8 protein-coding genes are annotated in these 12,412 nt (G+C 45.3%); 3 read left to right on the top strand and 5 right to left on the bottom strand.

What is annotated here, in order from left to right; translation table 11 throughout:
* The first annotated feature begins 1 nt into the window (after position 1).
* Entirely contained in the window at positions 2-421 is a 420-nt protein-coding gene (locus R1T43_RS18215; RefSeq protein ID WP_317350809.1) for a VOC family protein, read from the top strand.
* Here R1T43_RS18215 and R1T43_RS18210 read toward each other — a convergent pair.
* The 3 genes from R1T43_RS18210 to R1T43_RS18200 form a co-directional block, all read right to left on the bottom strand.
* A complete protein-coding gene (locus tag R1T43_RS18210) occupies positions 418-1,161 on the bottom strand; it encodes a PepSY-associated TM helix domain-containing protein (protein WP_317350807.1) in 744 nt (247 codons plus the stop codon). The genes R1T43_RS18215 and R1T43_RS18210 overlap by 4 nt on opposite strands.
* A gap of 30 nt (positions 1,162-1,191) precedes the next feature.
* Positions 1,192-2,829, bottom strand: coding sequence for a gamma-glutamyltransferase (gene ggt / locus R1T43_RS18205; protein WP_317355905.1), 1,638 nt, complete (start codon positions 2,827-2,829; stop codon positions 1,192-1,194).
* A 105-nt stretch (positions 2,830-2,934) separates the two neighbouring features.
* Positions 2,935-4,311 carry a Na+/H+ antiporter NhaC family protein gene (locus R1T43_RS18200; protein WP_057794231.1) on the bottom strand — a complete coding sequence of 459 codons (1,377 nt, stop codon included), beginning with the start codon at positions 4,309-4,311 and terminating at the stop codon, positions 2,935-2,937.
* Between the two features lie 526 nt (positions 4,312-4,837).
* Between R1T43_RS18200 and R1T43_RS18195 the strand changes: the two genes are divergently transcribed.
* Both R1T43_RS18195 and R1T43_RS18190 read left to right on the top strand, forming a co-directional pair.
* Positions 4,838-6,634: a glycoside hydrolase family 3 protein gene (locus tag R1T43_RS18195; RefSeq protein WP_317350804.1), complete on the top strand. Its 1,797-nt coding sequence runs from the start codon at positions 4,838-4,840 to the stop codon at positions 6,632-6,634.
* A gap of 172 nt (positions 6,635-6,806) precedes the next feature.
* On the top strand, positions 6,807-7,853 hold the full coding sequence (locus tag R1T43_RS18190; RefSeq protein ID WP_317350802.1) for a mechanosensitive ion channel family protein: 1,047 nt from the start codon (positions 6,807-6,809) through the stop codon (positions 7,851-7,853).
* On the opposite strand, the gene R1T43_RS18185 is transcribed toward R1T43_RS18190, so the two are convergent.
* Together R1T43_RS18185 and R1T43_RS18180 are read right to left on the bottom strand one after the other, a co-directional pair.
* Positions 7,806-10,961, bottom strand: a complete 3,156-nt coding sequence (locus tag R1T43_RS18185; RefSeq protein WP_317350800.1) for an FAD-binding and (Fe-S)-binding domain-containing protein — start codon at positions 10,959-10,961, stop codon at positions 7,806-7,808. The genes R1T43_RS18190 and R1T43_RS18185 overlap by 48 nt on opposite strands.
* On the bottom strand, positions 10,954-12,402 hold the full coding sequence (locus tag R1T43_RS18180; protein ID WP_317350798.1) for a DUF1343 domain-containing protein: 1,449 nt from the start codon (positions 12,400-12,402) through the stop codon (positions 10,954-10,956). Before R1T43_RS18180 ends, R1T43_RS18185 begins: the two co-directional genes overlap by 8 nt.
* Positions 12,403-12,412: the final 10 nt, after the last annotated feature.

Raw genomic sequence — 12,412 nt, 5'->3', positions numbered from 1 at the left:
TATGGCGCAGCCGTTTCATTTAGCAATACCGGTGAGTAATCTTGCTAATGCAGAAGCCTTTTATGGAAAACTGTTAGGCTGTGAAAAAGGCCGCAGTGACAGCCAATGGATTGATTGGAATTTTTTCGGTCATCAGTTGGTGACACATTGTGTTGACAAAATGCCGTCAGCGCCTTCCCATAATGGGGTAGATAGCCATGCCGTACCCGTGCCGCATTTTGGCGTAGTGCTTGATATGCCGCAGTGGCAGGCGTTGGCTGACAAAATGACCGCGGCTGATGTTCAATTTGTTATTGAACCTTATATTCGGTTTAAGGGGCTGCCGGGCGAGCAAGCTACTATGTTTTTCATGGACTACTGTGGTAATGCACTGGAGTTCAAAGCTTTTGCCTCTATCGAACAGCTATTTGCAACTGATTAACTTCTATTTAATCGTAAAGGTTTTTTTGGTCGAAAGCGTTGCCATAACATCACGATTCCCGTCAGCGTGAAAAGTAATGCGCTGGCGGAAAAGCCAATCAAAAGTGGATGATTAAAATCGCTGCGATCTTCATAATCCATGATATGCAGCATCCACATAAAATCGAATAACCGCCAAGTGTCTGTTCTTACACGAAGTACGCTACCAGTGTTTGGATCGATATAAAGCCGTGTGTTTTCAGTATCATTAAATTGCACTTGCCAGATAGGCGAGGGAAGCTGCTGCACTTCTTGAGGTAACGTGGAAATAAAATCTATTTCACTCAAGGTGCCTGTACCCGCGTATTGAACATTAGCGGCTTTTTGAATTTGTGTTTCGCTTAGTGGTGCCAAAATGGTCCCATTTACGGCATTGTAGCGAACAGTGGTGTTCTGCTGAGCAAAGCTTTCAGATACTACTTCAGAGACTGTATAGACAGGTATTGCACGAGGTTTATCTTCATTCACAATCAACCGCTGGCTTAACGCTAATGTGGCGTCAGCACTATGAGAAGCAAGAACAGATTGTGGAGATTGAGTCGCGTGTTGCCAATTTGCTTGAACGGTATGGCGAAGGTGCGCCCCGCGAACATCTTCAATAGGTAGCCACGCCATCACCAGACCACTGGCGAACCAAAGGGTAATTTGAATCGCCAGTATAAGCCCCAGCCAATTATGGACAGTGCGACATAGCTTATACATGGCTATTCCTTTCTTATGATCTAACAGTGCCTAACGTGCAGATACTATGCTTTTACCGCGTCCACTTGCTTCGGAAGCGGCTTCTACACCTTGCGCTGTACGCTTAATTAAGTGCACATCACCAAAGCGGCGGGCATCTATGGTGTAACCCATATCAGTTAATTCAGTCAATGTTGCCTCATCAAACCCAGGATGGACACGAATGGTATCTTTAGGTAGCAATTGGTGGTGAAAACGAGGCGCGTTAGCAGATTTTGTGGCATCAAAATCGAACAATAATGCGTTTAACAACGACTGTGCTACCGACGAAATAATGGTTGTGCCACCGGGTGAACCGGTTGCCAAAACAACATCACCACCCTGTTTTACTAGGGTAGGAGTCATTGAAGATAACATGCGCTTATAAGGCGAAATGGCATTAGCTTCTCCGCCAACAGCACCAAAGAAATTAGGTACGCCAGGCTTAGCACTAAAATCATCCATCTCATCGTTAAGTAAGAAGCCCGCCCCAGCCACTACCACGCCACTACCAAAAGTAAGGTTAATGGTGGTGGTATTAGCAATCGCGTTGCCCCATTTATCCATAATAGAAAAGTGGGTGGTATCTTCGCTTTCTTTTAGGCCAGGTTTAACACTTGGCGTATCTGAAATACTATTGGGTTGAATAAGCGATGCGCGAGCCTTGATATAGTCAGGGGCAACAAGCTCAGCAACCGGTACTTCAACAAAGTCAGGATCGCCAAGATATTCCGCTCTATCAGCAAATACGCGTTTACCAATTTCAGACATAACATGCAGGTATTCGGCGCTGTTATGTTCTGGCAGAGTATGATTGCTGCCGTAGCTTTCTAGCATACCAATCCACTGCGCCACAGCTACGCCGCCTGAGCTTGGTGGTGGTGCTGTCACTAGGGTGTAGCCTTGCCAATTAAGTTCAAGAGGTTTACGCCATACCGCTTTATAAGCCGCTAGGTCACTGTGGTTAATTAGCCCACCGTTTTCTTGCATAAAGGAAACAATTTTCTTGGCAACCTCGCCTTGGTAAAATCCATCTTGGCCATGCTGTTGAATCGCTTTTAACGTACTGGCTAATTCAGGTTGCTTGAACATTGTATTGGCTTTGGCGTGTTCAAAGTAACTAGCAAAGTTGCTGTTTAAGCCTTGCTTGCGGGTACGAGCTAAATAGCGGGTAATGTTACTGGCAAGCTTTTCTGGTACTAAAAAGCCATTTTCAGCCAGTTCAACTGCAGGCGCCACAAGACGGCTCCACGGTAAGCTGCCGTATTTTTGATGTGCAGCCCACATGCCAGCAACCGTACCCGGAATACCTGCTGCTTTGGCGCCAAAGAGTGATTCGTAAGGTTTTACATCCCCCTCGTCATCTAAGTACATATCTCGATGTGCATCAGACGGTGCCATTTCGCGGTAATCAAGAAAGTCAGTGCTGCCTTCAAACGCAATGGTCATAAAGCCTCCGCCGCCCACATTACCTGCTTCAGGTAAAGTCACTGCCAGCACAAACTGCGCAGTAATAGCAGCATCTACTGCATTTCCGCCGTCTTCTAAAACAGCATACGCGGCGTCGGCACTAAAGGTATCGGGCATCGCGACGGCTTGCTGTTGAGTTTGCGTTACTTCAACGCCTGTTTGACTACACGCTGTCAGAATTACAAATGAGAACAGAAAAAACGTTTTCTTCAACACCGCCTAACTCCTTAAAATTGAAAACTTTTGATAAAAATTATTATTAGAACTGTGAAAATAGACTTAGCGCTAGCCAATCATAATAATGCTGGCAATAAGATAACCCACCAAAGTTAACCCGCCGGCCACAAGCGCGTAAGGGAACTGGGTTTTTACATGGGTTAATACATCACAGCCTGCGGCTAATGACGACACGGCAGTGGTATCGGAAATAGGCGAACAGTGATCGCCAAAAATACCGCCGCCTAAAATAGCCGCAACCACTAATGAAGGCGGTAATCCAAGGGTTTGAATTAACGGCACGCCAATAGGAATAAGAATAGCAAAGGTGCCCCATGAGGTGCCTGTGGTAAACGACATTACCGCCCCTGCAATAAACAGCATAGGTACGATGAAAACAAGGGGAAGGTATTCACCCACCACACCTGCCACAAATACACCTGTGCCTAAGTCTTTTAAACTATTCCCTAAGGTAAGAGACAGCAGCACAATGGTGACAAGGGGAAGCAGTTCCCCCATGCCTTTAAAGCCGATTTCCACCGCTTCTTTATGTGTGAAGCGTTTGTGCCAAAGTAAAAGGCCATAAGCAATAGCGGTGGCAAGTGCCGTGGCATAAAGCACAGATTTACTGCCACTGCCTTCAGATAAAGTGCCGTTACCCGTCCAAAACATAAAGCCCACCATGCTTAATACCATAGTAAGTAATGGCACTAACATATAACGCGCTTTGGTAGCCGTTTCTGTTTGTTGGGGAATGTCTGTTTTCGATAGGGTTTTCTCTTCCACTGCCAATGGGCCGTGCACTTTGTCTGCGGCTATGGTGTAAGCCACAATCAGCAAGGTAAAAATAGCGTAAAAGTTAAAAAATACACTGCCCCATAATATTGAGGCTGAAGATGCTGGCAGCTCGTAAGTGTCGAGCAAGCTTAAAATGAAAGCCCCCCAACCATTGAGTAAAATGAGTATGCATACTGGTGCGCTGGTGGAGTCGATAATATACGCTAAGCGAGCGCGGCTCATGCCGAAGCGGTCGAATAACCCTCGGGCAAAAATACCTGCCGTTAGCACACTTAAATTCGATTCTATAAATACCGCGATACCGGTAAACATAGTAAGGCTGCCAACCTGTTTCTTATTCTTGGCAACGCCTTTGCCTACTAAGTAGTTAACGGTAGCTGTTACACCGCCAGAGTCGCGAATAAACGCCAGCAGTGCGCCCACTAATACAGAAAATAGAATGACTCGGGTATTACCAGGGCTGGAAGCGGTATCGACTACGCGTTCTATAGCATTGATTGGCGCAAGAAAGCTGGTGGCAGGACTTGCCGTTAACAAAATAAGTGCTTCAGAGCACAGCACCGCTAACAGCAATGCCAATATAACTTCTTTTTTCCAGAATACGACAATGATCGCAACCAATGGGGGGATAATTGATACCCAATCCATACTACTTTCCATACTTTATTATTGTGAAATACTGCCATTCGCTTAAAAGCGAATATCTGAGCTTAAACGTTGACACTAAATTTAAACGACGCTGTTTGTGAACGTGAAACGAACGACTTGCTAATAAACGGCACGTTGAATAACAATTCATGTGCATTAACATGAGCAATAGCGATAAGCGTACCGCAGAGCACACGGTTAATTCCACAGAATGACACGTATTTATTCTGTATGCATTGGTTTTTGATACCATGGCAATTAATATGCGTATCAAAGCGTAACGCATCGTTGTACTTACCCTGTCAACGGCAAATAAAATAACAGTTGTTGCTAATACTACTAACAACGCTATTAGCACAACTACTGGCAATGATACTGGTATAGCTACTGATGGAGCTATTGGTATAGCTACAAAGAATGTCACTGTTTAAACTATTAATAAAAACTACTAGGATCCTGTTTGCGCCTTTTTCCATTACTCGTCAAATTTTTACATTACACGTTCCTGCTTAGTCTATGCATGCTCATGCTACCTAGCGTTTATGCGAATCAACTCAGCCAACACGAACAAATAAAGCAATCCGTTGGACAGAAAATAATTCTCGATTTTCGTTTCTACTGCGATGATGGTACTAGCTCAAAAGCATGCAAAAAGTCGGTAACCACGCTACCCGATGCGCTTAAAGACTTACTCGTCACCCACAATATTGGGGGCGTTATTTTGTTTTCTGAAAACATTAAAACCAACAAGCAGTTAATAGAGCTGAATTACGCCATGCAACAGGCTATGGCGAAAGCGAAGTTGCCACCGCTATTTATTGCAGTAGATCAAGAAGGGGGACGAGTTGCTCGCTTACCCTCTGCTATGCTCACGCCTTTCCCTGGAAACTTAGCAATAGGGGCAAGCTATTATCAGCACGGCACAGCTTTTGCTGAAAACGTAGCGAAAGGCATTGGCAGTAGCTTAAGTTCCTTAGGAATAAATACCAATTTCGCCCCGTCGGTAGATATTAACAGCGAGCCTAAAAACCCAGTTATTAATGTACGTAGTTTTGGCGGAACGCCTAGCGATGTTGCGGTACTAGGGCAATCGTTTGTAGATGGGTTGCAATCAAGCGGTGTAATAAGTGCGATTAAACATTTTCCTGGCCATGGCGATACACAAACGGACAGTCACACGGGTTTGCCCAACGTTAAGCATTCAAAAGCGCAAGCGCTAAAAGGTGACCTATTGCCGTTCAGCCGAATTATCAGCGGTGGTAACCCACCAGGTATGTTGATGAGTGCGCATATCCAATACCCATCATTGGATAGCACAACTGTAAAAGACAAACTGGGTAGGGTGATGACAATTCCTGCAACCTTGTCCCGTAAAATACTCCATGACGTATTGCGAAATGAATTGGGTTATAAAGGGGTAGTCGTTACCGATGCATTGGATATGGCGGGCATTGCTAAATACTTCTCTCCCGAAGATGCCATGATCAAAGCTTATCAAGCGGGTGCCGACATTGCCCTGATGCCTTTCACCATTAGAACCCCGCAAGATATTAAAATGTTTGCTGCATTAATGGGTAAGGTAAGTGAGCGAATAAGCAGTGGCGAAATACCCTCAATACAGCTTGCGACTTCCTTGCAACGCATTGCGTTACTAAAGGCTGAATTTAACCTAAATAGCTACTCGGAGAAAGCGCTTTCTTGGTGGGTTTCTGACGTAGATAATAAAGCGAAGAAAACAAGAAATATTCAACTCGAGAAAGCGCTTTCTAAAGCGGCAATTACCACCCTTTTTGGCGCTAAAAAACTCCCTGTTACACAGAAAACATGGTTGGCAATAATGCCCGATGCGCTCAGATGTTTAGCGCTTGAAAAAAGCTTATCTAGTATTGCGCCAAAAGTAGGAATGGCATGTTTGCCGCTTACCAAGCTTCCAAACAAAGCAACCTTTGAATATGCATTAAAGCACGCCGACCTACTTATAGTGGGGGACATCTCTCCGCAACATGCCGTTTATGAAATGAAAGGCTTCGATAGCGAAGAAGCGCTGGCTGCCAGGACGCCACTAGGCGATGTACATAGTTTTATTAAATCAGCGTTGCAACAAGCGAAAAAACAAGGGCTTAGCACAGTTTTAGTGCCCCTTCGTATGCCCTATATAGCTAAAGAAATGCAGCCACACACCGATATCGCTATTGCTACATTCAGTTACAACGTAGATAGTGAGGTATACAGCCCAATTTTTGATGCTTTGGTAGAAACCTTATTAGGCCTGAACAGACCCAATGATTATGTGCCGGTTCAGTGGAAGGGCGCTTCTAAATAGTGTTTGTGTCATAGAGCCGAACAAATAGAAGGCACTCAGTGAATTTAGCCGTGCATGCAAGTAATTGACGTTGTTAGATTAAATTAAGTAATTGACAGCCGGCATTGTTAGCGGGCTGAAGCAAAAACTAAGTTAGATGTGACTTGGTTATAAGAAAAAACGGAGTTTCAGTGTGGATGTAGTAGTCGCTTTTCTGATTCCTTTTATTCCATTAGTACTAGCAATTGTGCTGGTGGTGGTGGGTTTAGGTGCGCTTCATTACGTGCTACTTGCGCGGCAATCTCACCTAACCAGTGAGCAAAAATTGCCACGCCAAGTAACTTTGTTAGTACTTACTATTGTAGGTTTGGTGGCCATCTCCATGGCACTTCCGGTGAACGAGAGTACACGCAATCAGGTCATCGCGTTAATTGGTGTTTTACTATCGGGTGTCATCGCATTTTCATCTACCACCATGGTGGGAAATCTGATGGCTGGATTGGTATTACGGGTTAACAAACCCTTTAAAGTTGGCGACTTTATTCGCGTAGAAGATTACAGCGGAAGGGTAGCTGAGATGGGCTTGCTAGATACCGAAATTCAAACAGAAACCCGAGAGCTAATTGCTTTTTCGAACACATTAATGGTGAACACGCCAGTAAGAGTAACCCGTGCATCGGGGGCGATTATCTCGGTTGACTTAAGTTTAGGTTACGACGTTCATTATTCGGAGGTTGAGAAGCACTTACTCACTGCGGCGGCCAATGCTGAATTAGAGGACCCTTTTGTTCAGGTGATATTCTTAGGTGATTTCTCAGTAAGCTACCGAGTTGCTGGCTTGCTCAAAGAAGTCAAAAGTATGCTAAGTGCACGCTCTCGACTACATAAATCGGTACTTGATGCTTTGCACAATACGGGTATTGAAATTGTATCACCCACTTTCATGAATCAGCGACCTCAACCTGAAGGGCTGCAAATGATTCCTCGGCAACCTGGCTCATCAAAAGGGGCTGCTGCTTCTCAGGACGAAGAGGAAAATCATCCCGAAGCAATAATTTTTGATAAAGCAGAAGAAGCTGAACAGCATGAGAAAAATCGAGAAGGTCTAGCCGAGCAAATTGCGGCGATCAGTACGCAACTTGAAACCGCAGAGGGTGATGAAAAAGAACAATTGAAAACACACAAAGCGACGTTAGAGAAGCGGCTGGCTGATCTCGTCGAGCAGCACCGCAATGTGTGAATAGACCACTCCACTGTGCTGGCTTAACCCAATAGCACAAGTCGCACTATTCGACACTCCTCTATAACAATCTTTAGGCACCTGACTGGCAAGTGGTGCCAGTGCACTTTCATTCAGCCTTGGAGTAGTAAAGCCTTTAGTCCCCGCAAAGCCGCAACAGGTAATGTCAGAAGGAATAATAACGTTTGAAGTGCAAAGGTTCGCCAAAGCGTTAATAGCAACGCCTGCATCTAGCTTAGTACTTGAACACCCTATGTGTAGCATTATAGGGGCATCAGTTTTAACCACCCTTACACGACGTGAAATGTGGTGAAGTAAATACTCGCTTACTTCGAATGTTTCTACATTATTAGGCTGTGAGTTCTTAATGCTTTTTGATGTTACGTTGTAAGCACAAGCGCTGTTGTCAATGATGACCGGCCAACGCCCTTGCTCTGAAAGTGTATAAGCTTCTTGTTTCCATGCCGTGAGTTTATCGCTTGCGGTGCTCGCTTTACCTTCACTGTCCCAAGGTTGACCGCAACAAAGGCCATTTGCGCTGGAAAATACCACGTCGACATTGGCCTTTTTACACAAAGAAATCACAGCCTGGATGACGCTTTTTTCATTAGCGTTACCACTGAAAACTTTGCTTGGGCAACTTACCATGTAAACCACCTTCAATGACGCTTGAGATGCCGCTTGAGAAAGTACATTGGAAAGCGCTTTCTCATGAGCTTTCTCGCGTTCTCCCTCATGCTCATTCTCAGAGCAGTCTGGCCGCCCTAAATTAGGGGGTACTTCAAGTGGGTATCCAGCTTCTATTTCAGCTACTTTATCAACGTCAGACGCTTGTCCATTAGCATGGGTTAAGGCATTAAGCTCTGCCCCCTTATGCTCTTGCAAGGTGTTAGTATGATCTTGCAAGGAATTGCTTTTATACTGCGAAGCTTTAGGAATACTATTGTAAAGCTGCGGTAAATGAAGTGCGTCTGTAATACGATTGAACGCCTTTTCGCCAATCACGCCTTTTACTTTATGACCGGTATTTAGTGTAAAGCGAGCAATTGATAACGCCTTATCAGTATGTTTAGCAGCAAGGTCACTCACTAATTGGGTAGCACGACCATTAGCGCGCTGGCCACGTATTTGCTTTATCCACTGCCCAGTATCAATGCCTACCGGACAAGCACTTGCACATAACCCAGTTGCCGCGCAGCTATCTACGGCTAAATGTGAAAACGCTTCGCTAATTTCAGTAATAACTTCAGGTTCTGTCAAAGACGTTTGTCGCCGCTTAAGTGCAATACGTTGACGGGGCGACAAGGTATAATTAAGTGAGGGGCACTGAGGTTCGCAAAAGCCGCACTCAATACAGGCATCAACAGTGTCTTGCACTGCTGGCATCGGTTTTAAGTGGGTAATATGCGCTTGAGGATCGTCATTTAAAATAACGCCTGGGTTTAAAATACCTTTAGGGTCGATAATGTCTTTTAACGAGCGCATTAACGCCACGCCTTCATCACCCCACTGTGCAGTAAGAAACGGTGCCATATTACGCCCCGTACCATGCTCGGCTTTTAAACTACCCGCAAAGCGCTGTGTCACTAGCACGCTTATGTCTGCCATAAAGGCCCGGTAGCGGCTGACTTCATCTGGGGTATTGAACCCTTGGCTAAACACAAAGTGCACATTGCCATCGAGTGCATGACCAAAAATAATGCCGTCGTGGTAATCGTGCTTTTCGAATAAGTCGACTAACGCATTTAACCCATCGGCCAAGCTTTCAAGTGGAAAAGCCACGTCTTCGATAATGACCGTGGTGCCAGTAGGTCTTACTGCTCCTACCGCTGGAAATAACCCTTTTCGAATATTCCACAGTTTTTCAATGATGCGGGGCTCTGCAGTAAAATCTTGCAGAGGCTGTCCGTGCTTCTGATTTTGGTTAGAGGTGGGCTCATTTTCTTTGCTTAACCCCGATGCTGGCAGGATTAAAATGTTGCGTACTGTCTTAAGCGTAGAATTAAGTTCAGCCTGTGAAGGTGCGCCCACATCAATGAGTAGGGCAACAGCATCTAGGTTACTAATATTATGATTGCTAGCATTGTGATTACCTTTGCTTCCTACTACTTCATCTAACAGTGGCGCTACTGCGCGCAATGCTCTGGCATCCATTAACTCTACCGCATCTACATCGCAGGCTTTTAGCGCAGGAATAACCGCACATGCTGCTTTAAAATCTTTAAATAGATATAAACCGGTTTCTCGCGCCCGAGGCAAAAGCACTGTGTTGTAGGTAATGTTGGCAATGAAGCCCAACGTACCTTCTGAACCAATCATTAGGTGAGTAAAAATATCTAGCGGGTTTTCGTAATCAAGTAAGGCATTGAGGCCGTAGCCCATGGTATTTTTAAGGCGATACTGATAGCGTACTTTTTCAGTCAATGCCGAATTTTTTAATAGCGTGTTGCGAAGGGCAGCAAGGGAAGCTAACAAAGCACTGTGGCTTTGCTCGAACGCGGCAACGCTTTGCGCATCAGCCGTATTCACTTCACTACCGTCAGGCAATAATATGTGAATGTGGCGTAGGGTGTGATACGAATTGTTCTTTACCCCACAGCACATGCCCGACGCATTATTCGCTGCAATACCGCCGACCTTGCAGGCATTAATGGAAGCCGGATCTGGTCCAATTTTCCGGCCATAGCCTGCCAATATTCGATTCGCCTTCGCGCCAATGATACCCGGCGCTAACGATATTGCCTCGCCGTTATCTATTACCTCAAACTGCTGCCAATCTGGCGTCAGCATGACCAATACGGAGTCGGTAATTGCTTGACCAGATAAACTGGTGCCTGCCGCGCGAAATGTCAGGGCGATACTTAAGCGATTCGCCATTGCCAATATGCGGCACATAGCCTGAATACTGGGTACTTTAATCACTAGCTTGGGTATCTTAGTGTAAAAGCTGGCATCAGTAGCAAGGGCAATTAGCCTAGGTTTGTCGCTAATAATATTATCAGGTGCTAACCATTCACCGATACCCATTAAAAAAGCATCAAAATTATTAGCTGCGTTATCCACCGCCTGCTTAGTCTCGGCGTTTCCCATCGTGTTAGTGCTATTCATGGTACGTGGCTGCTTTCATATTGATGATTTTAACACGGGCTTTTACGTCGTTAGGCAATTCAGAAGCCGTTAACGGGTAAAGTAAATAGGGGGAGCGAAGCTGTTTAAATACGGCTAAGCCTTCTGCCCAACTAGCTTGTATTTGAGTGCTAGTTTTCCCCGCGATAATGGCCTGTCGTAATGAATCCGTACCGGCTAATTTATCGAAAAAATCTGGGCGAGTGAAAAAAGTAATGTCTTGTTCGTTAAACTGGGCATAAGCGTTAAGCAATACATCAATATCTAACCCTGAAAAGGAGGCTTCTGTCATAAACGAAGCCTTCAGGGTGGTGTTATTGTGTTTAGGCGAGGGGGCGGCTTGATTCGTAGCAACGTCTATATTTTCATCGCCAAGCGCTACAACAGGGTGGCCAATAAGTTGAAAAGGAAGATTAGTGCCTCTACCAACGCTTACGTCCGTGCCCTCAAAAAAGCAAAGAGTGGGATATAAGGCAATAGCAGCATCATTGGGTAAATTTGGACTGGGGGCAACAGGCAAAGAGTAAGGCATTTGTTTATGGTAATTTGCCACGGGAATAACCGTTAAAAGCGCCTGCGGCTCGGGCTGAAACGCCTGCGGCTCGGGCTGAAACGCCTGCGGCTTAAATTGATGCTGCTGCGCTAGCTGCTTCCCTTCAATGGCATCAATGGCATCGGTCGTAATCCATTGTTCACCCACTATCATTAGCGCTAGCTCACCTAAGGTCATACCGTGCAATACAGGAATGGCGTGCATGCCTACAAACGAAGCATAATCCGGCTGTAAAATAGGGCCATCAGTGAAGGCACCGTTAGGATTGGGTCTATCTAAAACTATTACCGGAATGTGTGCCTGGGCAGCGGTCTCTAGTACGTAGTGTAAAGTACTTAAATACGTATAAAAGCGCACGCCTACATCTTGAATGTCGAACACCAGAATATCGATGTTGGCTAACATGTCGGCCGTCGGCTTTTTCGTTTTACCGTAAAGGGAGTGAATAGGCAGGCCAGTTTTAACATCAACATCGTTATCTATTTTTTCACCCGCTCCCGCTTTGCCGCGAAAGCCATGCTCGGGTGACATAATACTCACCACATTGATATCACGATTTAGCAGCGCGTCGACTAAGTGGGTAGACTCCGGCGAACTGTTAGTTATAGTAGAGCTTTTTACAATCGAGCTTTTGATGATAGAGCTTTGGTTTACCACCAGTGAAACTCGCTTACCTTCAAGTAAGGGCAGGTATTCATTAAATTGCGCCGCGCCTACTTGTAACCTACTTTCTGCAACTTCAGCCTTATCATGGGTTTTGGCCCTAGCAACTGTTTGGGCATGAGTAACTGTTTGCGCATGGCCTGACATACTAAGAGTAATAGCAGCGCTTAGTAGTAAAACGAATGTAAGTAGCGACTTGATAGGCATGTATGAACGT

Origin of the sequence: Alteromonas sp. CI.11.F.A3, assembly GCF_032925565.1 — a bacterium.
In the GTDB taxonomy this organism is placed as follows: Bacteria; Pseudomonadota; Gammaproteobacteria; order Enterobacterales; family Alteromonadaceae; genus Alteromonas.
Note: the sequence above shows the minus strand (reverse complement) of the source record. Positions and strands in the feature narration are given on the sequence as shown.

What these genes read in the sequence shown, in the direction of transcription:
- R1T43_RS18180 (WP_317350798.1), bottom strand. Translation starts at nt 12,402, where the DNA reads ATGCCTATCAAGTCGCTACTTACATTCGTTTTACTACTAAGCGCTGCT.
- R1T43_RS18185 (WP_317350800.1), bottom strand. Translation starts at nt 10,961, where the DNA reads ATGAATAGCACTAACACGATGGGAAACGCCGAGACTAAGCAGGCGGTG.
- R1T43_RS18195 (WP_317350804.1), top strand. Translation starts at nt 4,838, where the DNA reads ATGCTACCTAGCGTTTATGCGAATCAACTCAGCCAACACGAACAAATA.
- R1T43_RS18200 (WP_057794231.1), bottom strand. Translation starts at nt 4,311, where the DNA reads ATGGATTGGGTATCAATTATCCCCCCATTGGTTGCGATCATTGTCGTA.
- R1T43_RS18210 (WP_317350807.1), bottom strand. Translation starts at nt 1,161, where the DNA reads ATGTATAAGCTATGTCGCACTGTCCATAATTGGCTGGGGCTTATACTG.
- R1T43_RS18215 (WP_317350809.1), top strand. Translation starts at nt 2, where the DNA reads ATGGCGCAGCCGTTTCATTTAGCAATACCGGTGAGTAATCTTGCTAAT.